This is a genomic window from Massilia endophytica (assembly GCF_021165955.1).
Taxonomy (GTDB): Bacteria; Pseudomonadota; Gammaproteobacteria; order Burkholderiales; family Burkholderiaceae_D; genus Rugamonas; species Rugamonas endophytica.
This window is the reverse complement of sequence record NZ_CP088952.1, coordinates 1,507,379-1,530,367: the sequence shown is the minus strand read 5'-3', so window position 1 is coordinate 1,530,367 and position 22,989 is coordinate 1,507,379. Positions and strand designations below refer to the sequence as shown.

At 67.5% G+C, this 22,989-nt stretch carries 13 protein-coding genes; 2 read left to right on the top strand and 11 right to left on the bottom strand.

Features of this window, described 5'->3' with window-relative positions:
* Positions 1-85: 85 nt before the first annotated feature.
* A complete protein-coding gene (locus LSQ66_RS06910; RefSeq protein ID WP_407659629.1) occupies positions 86-3,595 on the bottom strand; it encodes an indolepyruvate ferredoxin oxidoreductase family protein in 3,510 nt (1,169 codons plus the stop codon).
* A 154-nt stretch (positions 3,596-3,749) separates the two neighbouring features.
* Between LSQ66_RS06910 and LSQ66_RS06905 the strand changes: the two genes are divergently transcribed.
* Together LSQ66_RS06905 and LSQ66_RS06900 are read left to right on the top strand one after the other, a co-directional pair.
* On the top strand, positions 3,750-4,217 hold the full coding sequence (locus LSQ66_RS06905; RefSeq protein ID WP_231769053.1) for an Lrp/AsnC family transcriptional regulator: 468 nt from the start codon (positions 3,750-3,752) through the stop codon (positions 4,215-4,217).
* A gap of 34 nt (positions 4,218-4,251) precedes the next feature.
* Positions 4,252-4,785, top strand: a complete 534-nt coding sequence (locus LSQ66_RS06900; RefSeq protein WP_231769052.1) for a cysteine hydrolase family protein — start codon at positions 4,252-4,254, stop codon at positions 4,783-4,785.
* A 345-nt stretch (positions 4,786-5,130) separates the two neighbouring features.
* On the opposite strand, the gene LSQ66_RS06895 is transcribed toward LSQ66_RS06900, so the two are convergent.
* From LSQ66_RS06895 to LSQ66_RS06850, 10 genes are all read right to left on the bottom strand, one after another.
* The gene (locus LSQ66_RS06895) at positions 5,131-5,376 is read right to left on the bottom strand and encodes a hypothetical protein (RefSeq protein ID WP_231769051.1); all 246 of its coding nucleotides are present in this window, start codon (positions 5,374-5,376) and stop codon (positions 5,131-5,133) included.
* 12 nt (positions 5,377-5,388) lie between these two features.
* Positions 5,389-7,956 (bottom strand): eCIS core domain-containing protein, encoded by a 2,568-nt coding sequence (locus LSQ66_RS06890; protein WP_231769050.1) that lies wholly within the window; start codon positions 7,954-7,956, stop codon positions 5,389-5,391.
* 5 nt (positions 7,957-7,961) lie between these two features.
* On the bottom strand, positions 7,962-9,035 hold the full coding sequence (locus tag LSQ66_RS06885) for a hypothetical protein (protein WP_231769049.1): 1,074 nt from the start codon (positions 9,033-9,035) through the stop codon (positions 7,962-7,964).
* A gap of 2 nt (positions 9,036-9,037) precedes the next feature.
* Complete coding sequence (locus LSQ66_RS06880; protein WP_231769048.1) at positions 9,038-9,610, bottom strand: DUF4255 domain-containing protein; 573 nt, start codon at positions 9,608-9,610, stop codon at positions 9,038-9,040.
* 63 nt (positions 9,611-9,673) lie between these two features.
* A complete protein-coding gene (locus LSQ66_RS06875) occupies positions 9,674-10,615 on the bottom strand; it encodes a hypothetical protein (protein ID WP_231769047.1) in 942 nt (313 codons plus the stop codon).
* 69 nt (positions 10,616-10,684) lie between these two features.
* Positions 10,685-12,043 carry an ATP-binding protein gene (locus LSQ66_RS06870; RefSeq protein ID WP_231769046.1) on the bottom strand — a complete coding sequence of 453 codons (1,359 nt, stop codon included), beginning with the start codon at positions 12,041-12,043 and terminating at the stop codon, positions 10,685-10,687.
* A complete protein-coding gene (locus LSQ66_RS06865; RefSeq protein ID WP_231769045.1) occupies positions 12,040-15,855 on the bottom strand; it encodes a contractile injection system tape measure protein in 3,816 nt (1,271 codons plus the stop codon). Before LSQ66_RS06865 ends, LSQ66_RS06870 begins: the two co-directional genes overlap by 4 nt.
* Entirely contained in the window at positions 15,852-18,791 is a 2,940-nt protein-coding gene (locus tag LSQ66_RS06860; protein ID WP_231769044.1) for a hypothetical protein, read from the bottom strand. The genes LSQ66_RS06865 and LSQ66_RS06860 overlap by 4 nt, the downstream gene beginning before the upstream one ends.
* A complete protein-coding gene (locus LSQ66_RS06855; RefSeq protein WP_231769043.1) occupies positions 18,782-22,579 on the bottom strand; it encodes a baseplate J/gp47 family protein in 3,798 nt (1,265 codons plus the stop codon). Before LSQ66_RS06855 ends, LSQ66_RS06860 begins: the two co-directional genes overlap by 10 nt.
* Positions 22,560-22,988, bottom strand: coding sequence for a GPW/gp25 family protein (locus LSQ66_RS06850; protein WP_231769042.1), 429 nt, complete (start codon positions 22,986-22,988; stop codon positions 22,560-22,562). The genes LSQ66_RS06855 and LSQ66_RS06850 overlap by 20 nt, the downstream gene beginning before the upstream one ends.
* Position 22,989 lies beyond the last annotated feature (1 nt).

Genomic DNA, 22,989 nt, shown 5'->3' with positions numbered 1-22,989 from the left:
ACGTAGGACAAAGCCCCACGCATCAGTCGGAGCCCGGGCAGGCAATGGCTGTGCAGGCCGCCCGCACATGGGCTGAAGAGAAAGCTTAGGCAGCCTTCGCCTGGCTTGCGAGCTGGGTGCGCAAGCGCTGGGCTTCCTGGTCGGCCTTGTCCATGCTGCGCAGCTTCACATGGCCGTAGCCGCGAATCTGCTCGGGCAACTGCGCCAGCTTGAGCCACACCGGCTTGTTCGCCGTATCCAGGCTCGCGCACATCTCGTCCACCATGGCGAAGTAGCCATCGCGCAGTGCGCGTTCGCGCTTGCGTTCCGCCGTATGGCCGAAGGGGTCGAGCGGCGTGCCGCGCAATACCTTCAGTGGCGCCAGCATGCGGAAGGCAGGCTGGATCCAGCCGCCGAAGCGCATCTTGGCCGGCACGTCCGAACCCGGCTTGCGGCGCGCCAGCAGGGGCGGCGCCAGATGGAACTCCAGCTGGAAGTCGCCGCTGAACTGGCCCGCTATCTGGGCGCGGAATTCGTCCGAAGCGTGCAGGCGCGCCACTTCGTATTCATCCTTGTAGGCCATGAGCTTGAAGAGATAGCGCGCCACGGCCTTCGCCAGCGGCGTGCGCGATGCTTCGCCCTCCAGTTCCCGCTCCTTGCGTTCAACCCTGCGTACGGCTTCCAGATAGCGCTGCGCATACGCGGCGTTCTGGTAGCGCTCCAGGCGCGGCATGCGCTGCGCGATGAGCTCTTCCAGCGTGGCAGGCGCCGCAAACTGGATCACCTTGGCGCGTCCATTCGACAGGCGCTCAAGCGCCGCATTGTCCGCCGCCGCGATACGGCCCAGCATCAGCGCCTTCTTGTTCATGGCGACGGCCACGTTGTTGAGTTCCACGGCGCGCATCAGCGCCGCCATGCTCACCGGGACGAGGCCTTTCTGCCACGCGTAGCCCAGCATCAGCATGTTGGCGGCAATCGGCTCGCCCAGCAGGCGGCCCGCCACCTCCTGCGCATCGATGGAGAGCACGCGGTCGTCGCCCGCCGCACGGCGCAGCTGGGCGAACAGTCCCGGCATGTCGTTGCTGGCATCCGGATTTCGGGTGAAGGCGGCCGTCGGGATTTCGCGCTCGTTCGCGATCACCATAGTGTGGCCGTGGCGCATGACGGCCAGCGCATCGGGCATGGCGCCTACTACCAGGTCGCAGGCCAGTACGGCATCCGCCTGCTGCAGGTCGATGCGCACCTGGTTCAGTGCAGCGGGCGAACCGGCCAGGCGCACATGCGACATCACCGCCCCGCCCTTCTGCGCAAAGCCCATGAAGTCCAGCGTCGAGGCGCCCTTGCCTTCCAGGTGGGCCGCCATGGTAATCAGCGCGCCGATGGTGACCACGCCCGTGCCGCCGACGCCCGCCACCAGCATCTCGAAGGGTTTGTCAAAGCTGTAGGGCGCTGGCGGCGCGTAGGTTTGCAGCGCGCGTTCCAGGTCGGCCAGTTCCAGCCTGGCCGCTTCCGGCTTTTTCAGCTCGCCGCCGATCACGGACACAAAGCTCGGGCAGAAGCCTTCCACGCAGGAGTAGTCCTTGTTGCAGGAGGCCTGCTCGATCTGGCGCTTGCGGCCCAGTTCCGTTTCCAGCGGCAGCACGGACAGGCAGTTCGACTGCACGCCGCAGTCGCCGCAGCCTTCGCACACTTCGGCGTTGATAACCATGCGGCGCGCCGGATCGGGAAACTCGGTGTGCGTGGCGGTGTTCTTCTTGCGGCGGCGGCGCTTCTCGGCCGCGCAGGTCTGGTCGTAGACGAGCACAGTCACGCCTTCGGTGTCGCGCAACTGGCGCTGCACCGGATCCAGCTCGCTGCGGTGATGCACGGTGACGCCTGGGGGCAGCTCCACATCCTCATAGTTCTCCGGCTGGTCGGTGACAACGACGGCGCGCACCACGCCCTCCGTGAGCACCTGCTGCACAATCTGGGGCACGCTGAGTTTTCCATCGACCGGCTGGCCGCCGGTCATGGCCACCGCGTCGTTATAGAGAATCTTGTAGGTGATGTTGGCGCGCGCGGCGACCGCCTGGCGCAGGGCCAGGAAGCCGGAGTGGTAATAGGTGCCGTCGCCCAGGTTCTGGAACACGTGCTTCTTGCCCAGGAAGCGGGAAGCGGCAACCCAGGTCACGCCTTCCCCGCCCATCTGGGTCAGCTGCACGGTATCGCGCTGCATCCAAGTCGCCATGAAATGGCAGCCGATGCCCGCAATCGCGGTGCTGCCTTCCGGCACGCGGGTGGACGTGTTGTGCGGGCAGCCGGAGCAGAAGTACGGCGTGCGGACCGCCGCGCCGGGATCGGCCTGCAGGTCCGCCGCGCAGAAGGCGGGCAGGTACTGGCGCAGGTCCAGTTCCGGCAGATGGGGCGCCAGCCAGCGGATCAGGGCAGGCGCAATGCGCGAAGGACGCAGCTCGCCGATGGCAGCCAGCATGGGCTGGCCCGCGAGGTCGGTCTTGCCCAGGATCTGCGGACGCTCTTCCGCCGGACGGTTGTAGAAATGGTTCTTCAGCTGCTGCTCGATAATGGGGTCCTTCTCCTCCACCACCAGCACCTCGGCCAGGCCTTCCGCAAACTGCGCAAGGCGCGTGGGCTCCAGCGGCCAGGTCAGGCCGGGCTTGTAGAGGCGGATTCCCAGCTCCTCCAGGCGGGCCTGCGTGAGGCCCATGCGCTGCAGGGCTTCCAGCAGGTCGAGGTAGGCCTTGCCAGCGCTGACGATGCCCAGTCTTGCGCCCGGCGCGCGGGTGATGAAGCGGTCGATGGAGTTCACGCGGGCGAAGGCGCGCACCGCGTTCAATTTTTCCGCCACGCGCTGCTCGATCTTCAGGCTTGGCAGGTCCGGCCAGCGGTAATGCAGGCCGTCGGCAGGATACTGATAATCCTGCGGCGTGGCGTAGGAAGGCATGTCCGGCAGGTCCACCACCGCGCCGCCCTCCACCGTTTCCGAGATGGCCTTGAAGCCCACCCAGTTGCCGGAGAAGCGGGAAAGCGCCCAGCCGTACAGGCCGAATTCCAGGTACTCCTGGATGTTCGACGGGTTCAGCACCGGCATGCTCCAGGCAATCAGCGCCTGTTCGCTCTGGTGCGGCATCGAAGAAGACACGCAGCCATGGTCGTCGCCCAGCACCACCAGCACGCCGCCGTGCGGCGAAGAGCCGTAGGCATTGCCATGCTTGATGGCGTCCCCCGAACGGTCCACGCCCGGGCCTTTGCCGTACCACATGGCAAACACGCCATCGACCTTGCGGGTCGGGTCGGTTTCCACCTGCTGCGTGCCCAGGACGGCGGTCGCGCCCAGGTCTTCATTGATCGCGGGGAGGAATTCGATGTGGTGGCTGGCCAGCTGCTTCTGGGCGCGCCACATCTCCTGGTCCACGGCGCCCAGGGGCGAGCCCCGGTAGCCGCTCACGAAACCGGCGGTGTTCAGGCCGCGCGCGCGGTCCAGGCGCTGCTGCATCATCATCAGGCGCACGAGGGCCTGGGTGCCGGTGAGGAAAACGCGGCCGGTTTCGCGGGTGAGATTGTCCTGCAAACGGTAATCGGGATCGGCCAGTGTCTCGGCTGGCTGCGCCGCTTCCAGGGCGGCGGCGCTGTGCGCGGTGTGAGCGTTCATATGCTTCTTCTAGGGGCAGGAGTAGATGCGGAAATGATAGTTCCTCATCTGCGGAAAATTATTCCTGGTTCTTTGCTGTGGCGGTAGAATTGAGCAAAATTCTTTCTATTTTCCGGTGAATATGAAAAATCATTCTCTTGACGCCGCCTCCGTGCGGATCCTGGCCGAACTGCAGAACAACGGGCGCATGTCGACCGCGGAACTGGCCGAAGCCGTCGGCCTCTCCGCCACGCCGTGCTGGCGGCGCCAGAAGGAGCTGGAGGACAACGGCTACATCACCCGCTATGCGGCCCTGGTGGACCGGCGCAAGGTGGGCCTCATGGTGTGCTGCATCGCGCATGTATCGCTCAACCGGCACTCGGCGGGCGTGGTGGAGGCCTTCGAGAGCGCCATGCAGGCCAGGCCCGAAGTGGTGGAGTGCTATGAAACGACGGGGAATTCCGACTACACCATCAAGGTCATCGTGCCGGACATGGAGGGCTACCAGAACTTCCTGCACGAAGTGATGTTCAAGCTGCAGGGCGTTTCGCAGATCAACACCAACGTCGCACTGCGCGAAGTAAAATACAAGACTGCCCTGCCGCTGTAGCATCGCGGCCACTTCCCTGAAAGAGAAAGACCATATGAGCTCTGCCCTCCTCATCATCGACATGCAGCAGGAACTATGTTTCGGCGGCGAAGCCGCCTTCGAGGCCCGGCGCGTCGTCGAGCGCATCAACATCGTCTCCGCCAAGGCGCGCGCGGCGCATATTCCGGTGTTCATGATCCAGCATGAGGAAGAGGAAGGCGCCCTGCAGCACGGGAGCGAGGGCTGGCAGCTCGCGCAGGGCCTGGCTACCGCACCTTCCGACCTGCACGTGCGCAAGCACACGCCCGACTCCTTTCACCAGACGCCGCTGCAGGCGCTGCTGGAGGAGCGCGGCATCACCTCGCTGGCCATCTGCGGCCTGCAGAGCGACTTCTGCGTGGACACGACCACTCGCCGCGCCCTGGCGCTGGGCTATCCGGTGACGCTGGTGACCGACGGCCATTCGACGGTGGATAATGGCGTGCTGCCTGCCGCGCAGATCAGCGCCCACCACACGCGCACGCTGTCGAACATCGGCAGCTTCGGCCCGAGGGTGACGCCGCTGATGGCGGCGGAGGTACAGTTTTGAGTGACGCCTAGCGGTAGTAAAGCCTGGGATAGCGCCGGCGCTCGTGATGGCGCACGTGGGCGGGTGAGGAAAGCACGCGCAGCGCCGTGAGTTTCTCGATGCCGCAGTTGAGCATATGGTCGAGCGCAGACCCCACACCGTCGGTGCGTGCAATCACCAGTGCGGTTTCAATGCAAGCCGCGTGAAATGTATCTGTTCGCCGCGATGGGCTGCCCGCTGTCCCCACTGCCATGTCCCCCAGAACAATAAGGTCTGGAGCCTAGCACGCCTGTAACCAAAGGTTGTGTTCAATACCATCAGGAAAACCACACTGTTGTTTGGGGGAACTGGGTCGCGCGCGGTACGTTATTTCTTCTCCTCTTCCTCCTCGAGTGCCTGCTGTGCGTTGAGCATCACCAGCTCCTGCGCGGCATTGGAGCGGGAGCGCGGGCTGCTGTTGACTTCTTCGCTCAGCTTGCGCTGCGCCGTTACGCGGGGGCTGCCGCCGACGGCCTTTGCCAGGGGCGCGCCCTTGCCGTGTACGGCAAGCGGCGCGCGCCGGCGCTGCAGCGCGGGGGCGGCCAAGGGCGGGGTCTCGAATTTCTTTGCCATGCTGTTCTCCTCTCAGGCCTCGGCAACATACTCAGCAAGCGGATGGTCGCCCAGCCGGAAGCGGTAGGTGAAACTGCCTTCCCTCCACTGGGCGGGCAAGGCAAGCTGCTCCAGCTTGAACTCGTACTTCCGGCGGTCCACCGTGACGGAGTAGCTGGCCCCGGCCTTGACGGTGCTGGCGAAAGCGATATCCGGCGCCGTGCTGGCGGCCTTGAGTTCCGGCGTCCCTGCTGCCAGTTGCAAGCGCGCCATGCCCGCCGCGGATTCGGTAAGCAGGCCTTCGGCCGCCAGCTGCTCCACCTGGCCGCTGACGGCCAGGCTGCGGGCCAGCAGGGCGCCATCCAGTTCAGGCGGTCCACTGCCGTCCGGCGCGCGCTCGTAGCGGCGGGGCACGCCTGCGGCTCCCGCATGGCGCACGATGTCGTGCAGGGTGTCCGGACGGAAGATGCCCACTTCGTACGCCCCGCTGTCGCTCAGCTCCACCTTGAGCGCCGAATATCGGCCTGCATTGCGCACGGGATGGCCCCAGCCCTGCGTCGTGCCGCGCATCTGGGCATGCAGGGACTGGCCCTCGCCTCCCGCTCCCGCCGCGTGCAGCAAGGCTGGCTGCATCACGGCGCGGTTGTGGGCCCCGTCGGTGATGACCTGCCTGCCCGTATCGGCGTCCAGCCGCTGGTTCTGGCCAAGGCGCCACTGCGTATCCGGCGAATGCAGCGGTCCGTCCATCGGCGCGTGCAGAAGACCGCTGCCTTCAAAGCGTGCCAGGGCCGTTCCCAGCGTGAGCCAGGCCGCCGGCATGTCGAAGGCGCCGCTCATCGATCCCGCCAGCCTGCCGCGCGGCGCGGTTCGCGCATCCAGCGCCGCGTGCGCCGTGCCGGTCCCTTTTGCCATCACGCTCTCGACAGGCTGGGCCTCGGCGCTTTCCGCGAGACCGCTCAGCTGGCCCTCGAAGCGGCCATGCACGGCGTTGGGTTGCTTCCTTCCGTCGCTGCCGGTGTAGTCGCCGCGCAGAACGGCGCGGCCAGGCCTGCGGCGCACGATGGCGTCCCGGCCCTGGTACGGACCGGCGCTGACGGCAAGCCGTACACGGTCGCTCACCCCGCCAAAGATGCCGGAAGGTTCCGCGCCCGGCATCTGCAGCTCGCCGAGCAGGCCGGCGCCCCGCCTGGTCTCCGCATCCGCCGCCGCCACGCTTTCGCCGATGCGGCCGGCGGCCCATTGCTGCGCCAGCGCATCCAGCTGCTGCGCCGCCCCGCCGCGCGCCGCCGGGCGCCGTTCCGCGATGCGCTCGGCGACTGCCGACCGGATCACGGCGCGCCGGTCGGGTGCGGCGCGTGGGGCCTGCGCAGCGTCGGGCGTGGCGCGGGGAGGCTGACCCGCCGGTTTCGTCGGGCCGGGCTGCCCTTCGCCATGTCCTGCCTGCGGCGCTTCGCTTGCGGCGTCCTCGGCCCCGGGCGCCTCTTCCAAGGGCGGCAGCGGCAGCTGCACCTTGGTGAAGCCGCCGCGCGCGAAGGCCAGCTGCTGCTCCCGGGCTCCCTCGAACAGGCGCCGGAAGTCCGGCATGGTGGCTGTGGTGAGCAGCCGCGATACCTGCGCGGCATCGTTGGCGAAGAGCGATTGCAGCACCGTGAGGTCCAGGCGGGCCAGATTATCCAGCTGCGCCCTGAGCGCCGCCACGCCCTCCTCCGTTCCCCACAGCGGGAACTGGCGCACGTAGATCGCCTGCATTTTCGCGGCGCCCAACGCGGTAATCAGGCGGGATATCTCGCTCCACGGCACCTGGATGCGGTCGGACAGGCGGTAGATGGTGGATCCGGCGGAGCTCTCGTCGAACTTGAAGCGCTGTCCGTCCTGGCCGGACTGGCCTTCCGTTCCCGGCGCCTCGGGCACCAGGATGGCATCCACCTTGCGCGCGTTGTTGATCCACTCCGGCTTTTCCTGCAGGCGCATCCAGTAGGCCTGCGCCACGGGCGCGGCGGCGGCTGCCGGTGCGCCTGAAGGCAACTGCGCCGCGCTGCTCCGGCCCAGGGCGTCGGCCCGGGCGCCCATATTGTCCGCCTCGCGTTCGAGCGTGCTGTCGTCGTTGACGGCCATGCCCTTGGCCTGCATGGTCTGGCGTACCCTGCCCTGCGCCTGCTGCACCAGGTGCCAGGCCTCGTGGGGAAGGTGCCGCTCCTGCCCCGGACCCAGGTGGATCTGCCCGGACTGCGCGAAGGCGTGCGCGCCGATGCGGCCAGGAGCCGGCGAGTTGCGGTGCACGCGCGCGCCGCCCAGGTCGATGCCGGACAGCTGGTGGATGCCGCGCCGCAGGCCAGCCGGAATCCCCGACGATCCCTGTGGCAGCCCCGTTTCGCGGCGCTGCGCGGCCATGCGCGGGCTGTCCGCCACCATCTGGCAAATGCGTTCCTGCGCCTGCATGCGGGGGCTGGCCTGCACCAGCTGCGCCAGCTCGTCCTGCGCGGCCAGCCGCGCGCTGCGCTGCACGATGGCCTGCAGCCCGGTCGTCTGGCGCGGTGCGCCACGCCGCTGCACCGGGGCGCCTGCTCCGGCGTGGCGGGGGCTGTCGAAGAGGCGTTCCATCGTCCTCAAAGGTAGACGTAGATGTCGCTGAAACCTCCCAGCGGATCAGCCGCGGGCTGCACCAGCGAGGCGCCGCGCGCATAGGGCAGCATGATCTTCTGCCCTCCCCGCCCGGACCGGCCGGGCGCTGGCGGCTTGCTCAGCGCGATGCGGTAGGAGGCGGGAACGGCGGCCAGCGCGATGGGCTGCTGCGATTCGAAGATCCATGGTGCGGTGCCGGAATCGGGGTTGGTGCAGACGAAGGCCGGCGCGCTGCCACCTTGCGCTGCCGTCGCCTGCACGCTCCATGCGCCCAGCTGCAGCGTGTTGCTGAACAGGTGGTAGCGCCACACCGTCGCACGGGGCGCCAGCGTAAAGGTGTATTGCGGGCAGCTGAGGTGCCCGTCCGCGGCGATGGCGGGGCAACCCTGCCCCATGAGCGGCGCCTGCAGCGGCCCGCCGGGATAGACCGCGAGCATGCCGAAACGCCGCGCAGTAGGCTGCGCCAGCAGATAGAAATCGAGCTGCGAAGCGCCATTCAGCTGCAGCTGGTAACGCCCGGCAGGCAGCTGGTTCAGGGCTATATCGAGCGTGGACTGGGGCGCCTGGGGCGTGAGCTGGGACCAGCGCACCTGCCGGAGAGGATCGACGAGATCGATCGTTGCGCTGCTGGCCGGCGCCGCCAGCGCCAGGGGAAATGCCGCGGGGCGCAGCGCGAGCGCGCTGTCCGCGAAGGCTGGCATCATGGCGCCGCTGGCCGAGGCCAGGTTGTCCGCGTAGAAGATGCTGTCGGCAAGAAGAAGCTTGGCATCCGGCGTGTCGCTCAGGGAGGACTGGTCGATAGCGCTGTAGTTGATGAGCGCTGGATCGCTGTTGCTGACGATGAAGTCGAGCGGCTGAAGAGAAGCATACGTACCTGCCAGCTGGGCATCGCTGTAGTACATGGTGCCGCCGCCCGGCGTGGGCCGGAAGACCAGGCCGTATTGCTGCATCAGCCCCTGGCAGGACGATGTGGGCGCCAGCGAAAGCACGGTGCAGGGCCCCGTGCCGAAATAGGGATGCACGCACTGGATGCTGAAAAGAGCGGTAAGTCCGGCCATCGCTAGTTCCCGCCCACCGCCGGCGTAACGGTGGAGACATTCGGAATGGGAGTGATCATCCAGTCTTCCTGCACGGTGACCATGCGCAGCTTGTAGACCACAGACGGCAGGTAGTTCGCGCCCAGCACGGCCCAGAGGGTGCTCAGTTCGGCCATGCTCAGGCTTACCACTTCCATGCTCAACTGGCTCACGCCCGCAGGGAAGTTGGCGGAGTTCTGGGGATCGAAGCCCCATTTGGCCTGGAAGAAGGCCATGGCGTGGCCCAGCATCTTCAGGGCGCCCGCGTAGTTGTTGGCATACGATGCCGAAAGCAGCACGTAGAGGTTCAGGTACAGCGTGGGATTGGTCTTGCCATAGGCCGTGCCCTGGCGCGACACGAAACCGGTGGAGCCTATCGCCGTTTCGCGCTCGATGTTGACCAGCGAGAGCACCAGCTTGTTGTCGATGCCCAGGGGGACCGAATCGTCCGGATTGGAGAGACTGGCCAGCACCGCCGCCTTTTCCTGGGCCGGAAAATTGGCGTCGAGGTAGTTATTCAGTTCGCCGAGAATGAAGCTGAGGGCTTTGTCGATCATGGCTGTTCCGGGTCTTCAAAATGCCGCGCGCGCCGGCCCGCAGGCCGGACGCGCGCAGCTGCTTTACGCTGCCTGCTGCATCGCGGAGCCGTCGGGCGCCGGCGCCGGAACCGGAGCGGGAACAGGCGCTGCTGCGGGGGCGGCGGCATTGAGCACCGTCCAGTTGGCAAAGGTCTTGTCGGTGTTGGCGATCAGGCCCGAGGAGCCGGCCATCACCGTGCAGCCGTTCACCGGGTCGCCGGTCAGGGCGGTAATGGTGAAAGGCGGCGACGGCATGCGCGCCGGGGTGGCGACCGCGGTTGCAGCCGCCGTGGCCGTGCCTGCGGTGAACTTCACCGTGTAGGTGTAGATCTGGTTTTCACCGTAGATGACGAAGCCGTTCGCGTTGCCGGACACCAGGGAGACCTTGATACGCGCAACCGGCAGGCTGGTGCTGGCGGCGGTCAGCGGCGTCCAGGCGCAGGAGCAGCCGCCCGCTGCGTAGTACAGGCTCGATGGGCCGCCGTTCGCGCCGATCACCAGCAGGATGCCGTTGGTCGGATCGCCCGCAATGCCGGAAATGGTGCCTGCGGGCGGCGCCGACAGCAGCGTCCACTCCAGGGTGGCGCCGCTGAAAAGCATGCTGTAAAGATTGGTGCCGTCGCTGACCACCAGGCCGTTCTGCAGGTCGCCGCACATTGCCTGGATCCGGGTGTTGGCCGGCAGGGCTGGCAGGTTGTACCAGTTACCGCCTGCGAAACCCACGCTGTTCAGGCATGCCACGGTGGCGGTGCCGTTGTTGCTGTACACGGCAATGCCGTTGGTCATATCGCCGACCAGGCCTTGCGGATTCTGCAGGGTCGGTGCGCTCGATTGCGCCGGGGTGCTGGTAGGGGCGGTAAAGCTTACCACCTGGTTGTTGACAAGGGCTACTGCGCCGTTGACCAGGGGCGCTTTCAAGCCCGCGTAGGTGCCGGTGACCAGGAAGGCCGGGGCGGCTGGTTTGCTCGGTACTGCTTGCGCCATGATGCGTTCTCCTTGCATGTTGCGTTTGTTGGTGGATACTACGGACCGACTACGGGACTACAGAAACTCTCACATGATCTTCCCCTCCTTGCGCAATTCGCGCCGTATGCCCTGCCGCAAGTCCGCCAGGCTGACCTGGGAGGCGCCCTGCCGCAGGGCCATGAGGGCGGCATAGCGCACCACGTTGCTGACCGCGGCGCCGCTGATTTCGTGTTCCTGTGCGAGCTGTTCGACGTCGATGTCCGCAGCCATCCGTCCCTGCTGCACAAAGGCCTTGTTCCACAGCTCGATGCGCTCTTCCACGTCCGGCATGGGGAAATACACCATGGACTGGAAGCGGCGCGCGAAAGCGTCGTCGATATTGCTCTTCAGGTTGGTGGCGAGGATCACCACGCCGTCGAAGTCCTCCACCCTTTGCAGGAGGTAGGCCACTTCCTGGTTGGCGTAGCGGTCGTTGGAGCTGCTGGTCTGGGTGCGCTTGCCGAACAGGGCATCCGCCTCGTCGAAGAACAGAATCCAGTTGCGGCGCTGCGCGTGGTCGAACACGCGCGACAGGTTCTTCTCCGTTTCGCCGATATATTTGGACACCACCATGGACAGGTCGATGCGGTAGACGTCGCGCCCGCAGGCCTTGCCGATCAGGCTTGCGGTAAGCGTCTTGCCGGTGCCGGGCGGGCCGTAGAACAGGCTGCGGTAGCCAGGCTTCACGTGGCGGCCAAGCTGCCACTCGCCAAAGAGGGCCTCGCGGTGGTCGATCCAGGCGCGGATCTCCTCCACCTCCTCCATCACGCTGTCGTTCAGCACCAGGTCGTCCCAGTCCAGGGCCGTCTCCAGCCTGCGCGCCGGGAAATCGGCCGAAAACTCGGGCCGGTAGTCCGCGCCGGTAGTCAGCGGAGCAAGCTGCTGCAGGTGGACGGCGAGCGGACTGGCGAATATGCCCTGCGGCCCCTTCCCTTCCTCCAGTTCCAGCAATTGCGAGTCGCGCAGCGGATGGCCGGGCTGGAACAATGCCAGCAATTCCAGGCGCCGCGCCACGTTCTCGCCGCACAGCACGAAGGCCGCCGTTTCCACCGTCGGCTGGAAGCCGCCGTGCGTGACCGGTACGCCCCCGAACTCGGTGAAGCCCCGCTCGTAGTGCACATTGCGCATCAGGAAGTGGTCGAGCAGCTGCGGGCGGATATGGGGCGCCAGCGCCAGAATCAGCACGGCGCGCGCCTCGAAGCTCAGCAGGCCGTGTTCGCGCAGCAGCTTCGCGTAGGGTGCGGTGCTGTGTGACAGGTCTGGCGCGTGCAGCTCGCGCACATCGGCAATACCGCAATCGTGGCCGAAATAGAGCTTGATGCTGGCCTCGATCAGCGAGGCCGCCCAGGCCAGCTCCTGTTCCAGGACGCCGGCATTGTGCTGCAGGGGGAGATGAGGTGCATTCATGACCAGTCCACCGTAAGTACTCCGCGCATCCAGGAAAGGCGGATCGTTCCCAGCGCCCAGGGCAGGCTGGCCATGAGCACATCGAAAGTCTGGCGCGGCACGGCCAGGTTCCAGTTCTCCTCCTTGCGCATCAGGCTTCCTTCGCGGCGCAGGAAGGTGGCCTGCAGGCCTTCCGCGTCCGTGTTGGCCAGCTTGTCCCAGTGCTGCGTGACGGCGCCGAGGATGCGCAGGGACATGTCCCGTTCCAGTTCGGTCAGGGGGCCTCCGGCGTCCATGGGCGCCACGGGATCGAGGCCGCACAGCACCTTGTTCAGCAGGAGCGCATCTTCGGGGGCGTGCAGTTCGCCGTGGCTCAGGTAGCGCAGCAGCTCCACGGCGCGGTGCTGTTCGCGTTCGCCGATGAAGGCTCCATCCTTGACCATGCCGAGCATGTCGAAATAGCGGTCCAGGAATGGCCACAGCAGGACGATGCCCGCATTGTCCACAGCGAACAACTCGCCTTCCGGCAGCTCCTCCTCGGCCGCTGCCGGGAACTGCCAGGGCGAGGACTCGGCCGGAACCCTGGCCGCCTGCTGCAGCTTCGCGGCGGCCAGCTCGAGCCCCCGCGAGGCTTCGGCACGCCGCTCCGGCGCCAGTTGCCGGACCTGGCGGCGCAGGGCTTCCAGCGCTGTTTCGCGCTCCTGCGGCGCAGCGGCTTCCGCCACGGCGGCAGGAAGCCAGGCAGCCAGCGAAGGCGCACGGCCGCTCAGGCGGGCCACAGCCTCCAGCAAGGCGCGGACGGCGCCCTGCTCCACAGCCGGTGACGCCGCGGCGGAGGCCAGGGCGGAGATCCACCATTCGAACTCGCTTGCGTTGGCGCCGAGCAGAAGGCGCAGCACACCGTCCCGCACCTTGCCAGACATGAGGCTCGCAAGGCGCCAGCGGTCGAGCTGGCGGCGCGCGGCACTCAGCACAAGAGCGCGTGCCGCAAGCGGCTGCTCGTCCAGCAGAAGCTGGAACAGAAGCTGAGGCGCTCCAAGGTGGCCGGGAGGCGTGCCGCCATAACGCAGCCATGCCTCCAGCGCCTCAGCAGCGGGCGGCGCTTCGCTGGCGTCTTCTGCACGGTACTGCGGCGAAGCGCCGTTCTCCTGCGGAGCCCGCGGCTGCGTAGCGGCCAAGGTGCCGCCAGCTGGGGACAGCGCAATGCGGCCGCCCGCCTGTGCCAGCAGTTCCAGCAGCACGCGGTAGCGCGGCGCGCCGCCCATGCGGGCTGCCGCCACGGCCATGAGCCGCGATACGAGGGCGCTGCCGGTCAGGCCCAGTTTTCCTGCCAGAGCGTGGGCCGCGCTGGAGAGGAAGGCGCTGGCCGAGAACTCGCCGCGCTCGCGCCGCAGCAGCACACGGAAGATGGCGCGCCAGGCATGCGCATCGAGCACCGCGCGCGGCATGCCCGCCGTGGGAAGGCTGCCGTGCAGCGCAAGCACGGCCAGGCGCCAGGTTTCCGCCAGGCCCGCGCCGCCGGTGGCCAGCGCCTCGACCAGCGCGTTCAGGCGTTCGGCGGGAAGGTGCCGGATCAGGCGTTCCAGCATCGCCACCGGATTGGGGGCCGCACGCAGGGCGCGCGCCAGAACCGTGCTGTCGATGGAGGACAAGCCTTCGCGCAGCAGCGCTTCGCTGCGGGCGCCGGACAGCCTGCCGTGGCGCAGGAACAGCCAGAGCGGGTCCTCTTCCGCAGAGGAGCGGGATGGGGCCTGCGGCGCCTCCGCCCTGCCCCGCTCCGCCACGGGCAGGCCCGTTCCCGTTTCCGCCTTCAGTGCCAGCAGGATGCCGGGGAGCGTGGTCTGCTCGGGATTGCTGGCGATGGCGGCCTGGGAAATGAGGCCGCGCAGCAGGTCGGCGTAGTCCATGCCATGCCGCGCCGACAGCTGGTGCAGCAGCTGCTTGATGTAGCTGCGGTTGTTGAAATAGGAACCGCGTTCGATACGGAAGCTGCGCAGCACGAACTCGCGCGCAGCGCGGGCGAAGCGGGCGGGCTGGCGCAAGGGTGCTGGCACGGGCCGGGCGATGCCGCCGGCGGGCGCCATATCCCCTGCGGCGAGTTCTTCTCCAAGCGCGTTAAGGATGGCCGCCATGTCGTCCCGCTGCAGCAGCAGGCGTTCGAGGTCCGGCTGCTGGCCGATGGCGGCCGCCAGCCACTGCGGCAGGCTGCCGCCGGACACGCGGGCGCCTTCGCGCAGCGCTTCCGCGAGCAGGCCGCGCAGTCCTGCAGGGGCCTTGCCTCCGCCCAGCACATGGCGCAGCACCGCGCCGCGCATGGCTCGCTGCATCTGCAGGCGTTGAGGCGGTTCGGGCTCCGGCCGGACGGGGGGCAGTGCATCGGCGCTTTCCTTCTGCAGCCAGAGGAGGATGGCGGGCAGGCCTTGCGCGCGCGCCTGCGGCGCTTGCAGTCCGGCCGCCACGCCGATCAGCGCATGCAGCAGCTGGCGGTATGCCATGTTGTAGTGGGCTGCCAGCTGCACGACGAGGCTCCGGACGAAGGCGCGCGTGTTGAACACGGAGCCGCGCTCCACAAGCAGTGCGCTGAACACGAATTCCCAGAGGCGGCGCCCGAAGCGCTGGTAGTCGTCCTGCACCACATGGCGTTCGGCCTGCACCTGCCCGATGCCGCGCACCGTCGCCACGATCCAGCCGCCGTGCACCGGCTCCAGCAGATGTACCAGGCGCTCGCGCCCGGACTCGGGAAGCTGGCTGGCGAGCCTGCGCAAGGCGGCAGGCCGGGTTCCCGCGCGGCGCAGAATGGGCAGCAGCGCATCCGGATCCTCTTCGCAGGCGGCGTCCATCATGGCGGCGAAGCCTTCCATTGCGCTGGCCTTGGCCAGCGATCCGGTCCAGACGCCGCGCTCCAGGAAGCCTGCGATGCAGTCCAGCCGCCGCCGCGCGACGGGAACGCCCGTAGCCTGGGTATCCGCCGCGTCAGCCTGTTGCTGCCGGAGGTCGAGCAGAATACCGCGCAGGCCGGTGCGGTCGGCCAGGGGCAGCTCCCGTACGGCGAGGCATTCCGTGAGCTGGTCCAGCAGCCAGCCGTAATCCACGCGGTAGCGGCGCGCGATCTGCAGCAGCGTGTGGCCAACCATCGAGCGCGTGTTGAAGTAGGAGCCGCGCTCGAGCAGCAGGTAGCTGAGAACGAACTCCCACATCACGGCGCGGAAGCCCTGCCGGCTTTCGGGCACCAGCGGCCGGTGGCGGTGCATCTCGCACACGTCCGCCACATAGGCAACGATCAGCGGACTCTCCGAAGGCTCGAGGGCGCGCAGCAGGCGCTCCATGGCTGGCGGCGGCAGGCTGTACGCCAGATGCCGGCGTACGGCCTGCTTGCGGCCTTCCGCCCGCAGGCGGCCCAGTGCCTCCAGCGGCCAGCGTGCGAAAGCGCGCTCCAGCACAGCGTCCGCATGGCGCATGACAGCACCGCCGAACAGCTGCAGCATGTCCCGCCACGCGGGGTCAGCCTCGGACGCGGGGCGGGCAAGCTGCGGCCGGCCGCGAGGGGCCAAGCCCACCTGCTGCTGGAGCCAGGCGCGCAGGGCGCGCTCCAGCGCATCGCCAAGCTGCCGTTCCAGTTCCGCTTCGGAGAGCGCTCCAAGATCGAGCACAATGCTGTCGATGCTGAGCACATGCCCCGCCCCGGCGGCATCCGCCATGAGCTCCGCCAGCAGCGCGGGCAGCCGCTGGCGGCCGAAGGCGCTCACGCGCTCGGTCACCGAGCGCGCACGGGGCAGCGTTTCCACGTCGAGCTCGAAGCGCAGCTGCCCGATATGCAGGAGGGTATCGCTCATGATCCTGCCCCCCCGCTCTGGTAGCCGTACAGGAAGCTGGCCAGCGCCGAGGCGGCCGGCCATGGATCGTTCTCGCCATGCGAATGGGCCCAGTTCTCGTACAAGGTCTGAAACTCCGCGTAGCTGTACTGGTTGGCGTTCTGCTCCTGGGGATAGCCGAGCCAGAGGCAGTTCGCTTCCAGATGTGCCGGACAGTTTTCCGCCACCATCTGCTCGGCAAGCGCACGGAAGGCGGGAGATGTAAAGCGGGCCGCCAACGCGGGCAGCACAATGCTCACACGGTTGAAGTAGAAGCTGTCCGGGATGGCACTGTCTTCCGTTCCAGCGGGAGCCGCAATCTGCTTCAGCAGCACATTCTCGATCACGTACAGATCTTCCGCCGGAACCGGCGGGGTTTCGGCGCCCTCGCTGCTCTTGTGCTCCGGGTGGGGCGGGATGGCCAGCAGCAGGCGAAGGCGGGATGCAAGGCTGGAGTGCACGATGTCGCCCGCCGCCGTGACGAGCTTCTCGTCCACGCCGCGCATGCGCCCGCCCCCCAGGCCGTAGGCCAGCAGCTCCACCTCCGTGCCGAGCGCGGGATGGCGTTCAACAAAACGCCGCAGGAATTCCAGCTTGCAGTCGATGAGGTTCTGCTCGAACTTGTCTGGGTCGAGGCCGGACTGCGGGTCGGCCTGGCGCAATGCGCCGTCCTCGAAACTCTCGTTGAAGCGCGCCAGAAGATGATCCAGGAAGCGCATGCGGCGCAGGCGCCAGGGGTCCTGCTCCGCCACCAGGCGCTTCATTCCCTTCTTGTAGGCTTCGACGCCGGGCTGCGGGTCCGGCGGCGGCGAGGGCCTGGGCTTGAGCACAATATGTTCGCCCTGCGCATCGTGGTTGCAGCACAGGCTTTGCACCAGGGCGACCATCGCAGCGATGCCCTGGGCTGCATCCTCCCCGCTCGCGAAGCGCTGCGCGCCTTCGGCAATCGTCACTCCCTGCGGGGCCAGCGTTACACGCCAGCGCCCATCCGGCTGCTGCTGGCTGGCGTAGTTCCCGCCGTTGCAGCCGTCGCGCAGCAGCCGGGATGTCCATGCCGCCTGTTCGGCCGCTGTCAACCCGTCAGCTTGCAGCAGCACCGTTCCCTGGCTGCCGACAAGGCATGCGGAGCGGCCGCCATGGCATTCGATGCGCAGGTCGCGGCTGCGCGCCGCGCTGTCGGAAGCCTGCATGCGCAGGTGCCCGATCATTGCGGGCATGTCCTTTTCAGCATCCTCCGCCGTGGCGTAGAGGCGCTTTCCGAATGCCAGCGGGGCGCCGCCCGCATCCTTGATCAGCCAGAGCTGCATCGGCTTCTGCTCGGAAGGGAGCGTACGGAGCTCGTATGCCTCGCTGTCGCTGCCTTGCTGCAGGATGGCGTCGGCGCCCGCCGCGGCGCTGGCGGCGTCGCCGAACTCGCGGCTGCGCAGGCCAAGCCCGCCCGGCATTTCCACCTGTACGGTGTACCGGTCCCCACTGGCGGCAGGCGCAGCAGCCTCGCCGGGTGAACGCAGCAGCTCCACCACATGGGGCGGCCCATCCTGCAAGTCCGTCAGGGACTGCCAGAAGTAGCTCTGTTCCAGGGTCGGGTCGAGCGAGAGCAGCCGCCCGGCATTGGCAAGCTGGGCTCCGCAGTCCGCCAGCATCTGGTCGAAGTGCAGCAGGTAGGCCCGGAACTGGCGCACCTGGGCCATGCGCACGGCCTGCGCCTGCACCTCGCCTGGCGCCTGGGGCTGTCCCTGTTCCGGCCCTCCCTTTCCGATGCCATAGACATGGGGGAAGTGGTTCTGTATCGAGACATAGCGCTCCACGTCGCGGTTGCGGCCCACGGGCAGCTTCGTGTAACTCGCCTCCACCGGCGCATCGGCGCTTGTAGGGGAACGAAGTTGTCCCAGCTTCTGCTGGAGAAGGCTGTACACCAGCGTGGCGTCCACCGGCAGGGCCTGGCCATTACGCGTCAGCGTGATGGGGCCCCAATCCTCCTGGTACGAGAAGATGGACGGGTCGAGGCGCGGCACCTGGTTGCCCGCGATGCTGATGCCCGAGTCGTCCGCCCAGCCGGACGCGGTGCCGATCATCAGGCCGCCCGCGGACAGGACGCCCGACACGCCGACAATGGCGGCGCTGACGTCGCTGATGCCCACATGCAGCCGGCGCGGCGCCAGCTGGTCGTCAGCGATGTAGCCGCAGCTGAGCAGAGGGCCGCAGAAGACCTGGTCCGGCGGCATGCCATTCGCCAGCTGCTGCGCCACGCTGCCGATACGCACGAACGGCACGAGCATATGCTGGATGGCGTACAGGATATCGGCCAGCGCGTTCTCGGCGGGCACGCCTGCCGCCAGTTCGACGCTCGCCTTCACCTGGATGCCGCAGATTTCCAGCACCTGCGTACTGGCCAGTTCCTCGCACAGGTTGCGGTGCCTGGCGTAGGTCTCCGCGCAGTTCGTCTCCAGGGTGGAAATGTCCCCGGACGTATCGTAGGCCTCGATGAGCAGCGTATAGAGGCCCGATCCGGACAGGCCGGGCGTGGTGACGGGCTCCAGCCAGGCATTCTTGAAGTTGTTCAGCCCCGTGCTGATGGCAACGCTCAGCAGAACCTTGCGGAAGTCGGCCTGCGTCAGCGGCGCGGAACTCAGCACCCGGTCCCCCGTGTACAGGCTGGTGAAGCCGGGGCTCACATTGACCGGGCTCTCGGCCAGCAGGTCGGCCATCGGGAAACCGGTGCGGTACGCCAGGTCCGTGAGCGCGTAGCAAAGCTGCTCCAGCGTCGTCACACCGGGATCGTGCTCGTTGTAGTCCGTCCAGTAGCTGCTGCCGAGCGCCTGGCACTGCGTGATGCCGGCGCTGAGCAAAGCCGAGAAGTCCAGGCTGGACGGCGTCGGCGGCGTGGTGTTGATATGGCCGTTCTCGTTCAGCAGCATACGGCCTCCGTCGGGGCGGCGCTGGAGACGCTCGAGGTGCTGCTGTCGAGGACATGGCTTGGCGCGCTGACCAGCGCGGACCAGGGAGTACTTGGCACGGCAGTGTCGTTCGTGGTGAGCTTCAGCGGCTGCAGCGAATTGTCCTGCGCGCTCTGCCAGACGAAGATGCTGTCCAGCTTCGCCACGTACGGCTGCTGGCGGATCAGAGCGGCGATGGCGCCCACGGAAATGGCTCCCACGCCCAGGTCCAGCTGATTGCCGGATGGGGACAGATAGTCGAACAGCAGCTGGTTCAGCTTCGTGCTGCACTGGTTGACGTCCACGCCCTGCTGGAAGGTCAGCACCGCATTCACCTGCAGGAGCTCGTAAAGCACATTGCGCACAGTGATGTCGTTGACGCAGGCCGAAGCGAGGGCGCTGACCGTTTCCGCCACCTGCAGCAGCGCGGGACGAGGGAACGGCGCCGCCAGCTGCATGGAAGGCTGCAGCGCGGGCGCGAGCACCAGCACGAGCTGTCCGCCGGCCAGAGCCGCGCTCCCGGTGAATTTGCGGCTGTTGTTCGGCCCAATGCACTTGACCTGCGCCACGCTGGGGAAGCTCCCCAGCACGAGCTGCTCATAGTCCCGCATCTGGCTCGCCCGCTCCTTGTGCCGCAGGCGCTCGCTGACGCGCATGCGGTAGTCGGTGGTGCTCTCCGCCGCAACGCCGCCGCTGGTGGCATAGGGCTGGCTGACGCTCTTGATGGCCGTAACATGCGGCTGCATGGCAGTGATGGTGCCGGCAGGGAGCGAGGGCTCGGCTCCGCCATCGGGCGGCAGCGTAACCCGGCTCACGGTTGCTGCCTGGGGCAGGATGGCAACCGTCGCGGGCGCCGCGGCCGGGTCGGCGTTGATGCTGGCCGACACCCAGCGCAGGGGCGTGTTGCCGGTATCGCCCATCACGCTGCCCCCGCTGTCGATATCGGGGGGGAGCTGCAGCGTGACGATACCGGATACCCCCAGGTCGGAGGTCGCGGAGGCCACGCTGCCGGGCGGGAAGTCCTGCCAGGCATTGTTGGCGAGATAGCGCCAGGTCACGCCGCCCAGAGGATCGTCCTGGCCGCCCAGCAGCCGCACGGAGCTGGCCGGGAGCTCGCGCAATTCGAAATGCATGCTCACGGGCTGCCCGGCCGCCGCTGCCGCCAGCCCGATATAAAGGTTTCCCTGTTCGGCATCCGTCGGGAAAAGCGAAGGCTGCACGGGCAGCGCCAGGCCGAAGGGATGGACGTGGTAGAACTGCGTGCCATCGAGAGGCACGCTGGCAACGGACTTGTAGGACAGCTGAACGGTCTTCAGCGTGGGCAGGTATGGCGGATTCAGAAGCACGACGCCTACCGGCGCAGGCGGCGGCGGTGGGGGTGGCGGAGGCGGCGGCGGAGGTGGTGGAGGAGCTGGCGCCGGTGCAGGCTTTTTCTTGAACCAGCCAATGATCTTCTCGAACAGGCCCTTGACTTTCGCTCCCAGCGATTTGAACACTCCGCTGATTTTTGCGCCGATTCCTTTTACCGCTGCCCCAACTTTGCCGAACAGGGATTTGATGAAGTCCAGGATCTGTTCCCACAGACTCTTCTTCTGCATCGATTTTTCGATGGCGATGATGTTCTGGATGGCTGCCGCGGCGAACAGTGTGGGATATTGCGCCTGGCCAAAGCCGTAGGGAGGACCGTCGAAGGCCGCGCGCAGCGTTCCTTCCGTGGCTGCTGCGGCCGTGTTCACGGCATCCTTCGCCTGCGCGAAGCGGAAGAACCACGAGGACGCCCCCAGCACGCTGTCTTCCTTGTAGGCGAACATGGCGAAGGGCGTTTCCCCCTTTGGCGTCACAAGCGATTGCCAGCGCCCGCCGCTGTACAAGGCGAGATCTGCGTTGAAGCTGTCGTTCGTGAAGGTGAAAGGCTGATAACCCTGGTAGTACTGCGGGAAGCCGTTCGGCGCCCCGATCAGCGGCGGCAAGGTGCTCACCAGCGGCAGGTTGAGCCAGGTCAGGTCGACCCGCGCCCAGGACAGCGTGGGCGAAGCGAGCTCCGGATGCGTGAGGCTCCAGCTCATGCCGGGCAGCGGCGCGTTGCCGAAAGGCGTGAAGGGCTTGCCCGCCGCAATGGCCCCCGTGCTGTTGCTCATCTGCGCGGGCGCGAGGCCGCGCACCTTGGTGCGGACCTGCACGCCGCTGAGAAGCAGCTGGCGGAAGAAGCTGTAGGCGAAATGGACCGCCATGGGATTCAGCACCAGCTTCAGCATGGGCGTGGTGGCGCCGATGGAAGGTTCAAGCTTGGCGTTGGCCGCCACTGCGGGAAAGCTCGCAGGCAGCACGCAGCGCAGCATCCAGTCTGTCCCCGGCGCCAGGCGTACCACCTGGAAGTCCGTCACCTGCGTCCAGCCTGCGGCGCCGCTCAGGTACAGCAGGAAGGTGTCGGCGGGAAGAGGCTCGCGGTGCGGCGCGCCCGCTTCCGTGTCGGGCGCCGGTGGCGGATTGACGGCGGCGAAAAAGCTGTCCTGCAGCGCCGCCGTATCGCCGCTGAACTTCAGGTGCAGGACCAGCTGCCGCACGCCCTGCTCCAGTGCCAGCGCCGGAGAGGCGATCAGCATCCCCGTGGCGGAGGCCAGCGGGCTTTCCACGCCGCCCGCAGGCACCGCGCCGAAGGTCGGCCAGCCCTGGTCCGGGAGCAGCAGCTTGGCGCCAAGGCCGTCCTGCGAGTTCGCCACGGGAGCCGCGTAGATGGCGCTGACCCGGCCATCCGTATCGAGCGGCATCATCACCGTGCGCAGGGCGCCGACGCTGGCCTGGTTGAGCACAACGTCCTGGTCGGTCGCATAGAGGATGGCCTGGCCGCTGCTGTCCTGGCCTGCAGTGACGGTGGAGCCACCCGGCAGCAGGAAGCTGGGGCAGTTGGACGCCAGCGCAAACACCAGCATGCCGCGGTCCGGCGTTCCGGGCGAAGGTTCGAGCTGCAGCACGTCGTGGTAGTAATAGTCCAGGTGGCGCCCGGTGAAGCCGTTCATATCTTCCTGGAGGGTGCCGTACAGCTTGACGAAGGCGAGGAAGAGCGTGCTGTGGGCAGGATGGGTGTCCTGCGCCATGGACCGTTTCAGCGCCACGGCAGATTGCTGCGCCAGCGTCGCGCAGGCATCGTCGAACCGCGCGCTGATCGAGCCGATGCCGGTAGGGACGACCGGCATCATCGGCGATCCATCCCCCGGCGCCGCCGCTCCCAGCCCGGTCTCCGGCGCGAACCCCCATTCCGGCGCCCAGGGGAGCTGCGGCTGGGGCAACCTGGCTTCGAGCTTGTCCCACTCCGCCTTCCAGTCCTTGTTCTTGAACAGGCCCTTCACGGCAGGCGCCAGGGTGCCCGTGATCAGGGATTCCAGCACGGGCTCGATCGAGTTCCCGCCCGCCAGCATGTGCTGGAACTGCAGGCTGCGCGTCTGCTGCAGCCAGGCGTTGAAGCGGCGCGCGCTGGCGTGGACGGATATGACCTGCGCGATATCGTTGCCGATGCCGTGCGGGGGCGTCGGGATCGTCATCTGCGCCAGCATGTAGGCTGGGTCGCTCTCCCAGAAGGCTGTCCAGTCGGCGATAGGCGTGCCGCTCGAGTCGAAGTAGTTCAGCAGCTTCGCGTAGCCGGGAACGCGCGCCATCCATTGCAGCGGCGTGCGTTCGTCCAGCGGCGCCGTCGCCGGGTCCAGCGCCGCATCGTAGCGCGCCGGGCGGCTCAGGCCTGCGCCCTTGGTCAGGCTAAGGGATGCGGCGCACATTGGTGCCCTCCCCTTGCAGGTAGAACGGGTAGACCATGTTGCTGCGGGTGTTGGTCTGCCGGATCAGATAGGTGAGCGTCACGTTCAGCTGGCCGTCGATCGGCCCGGCGGGCGCAATGGCGATGTCGAGGATCGTGATGCGGGGCTCGTAGTACAGCACGGCCGTTTCCATCTGCTTGCGGATGCGGGCGAACAGCGCCGGTCCGGCGGCTTCGAACAGGTACTGGCGCAGGTTGCAGCCGAACAGCGGAAGCATGGTGCGCTCGCCCGGCATGGTGCTGAACAGGACATGCAGGCTTTGCTGGATGTCCGCGTCGCCGCTCACCAGGTCCACCGTGCCGCTTTGCAGCTCGAAGCTGGGCGGAAAGCTCCACCCGCGGCCGAGGAAATTGCTGTCCTGGATCGCCACG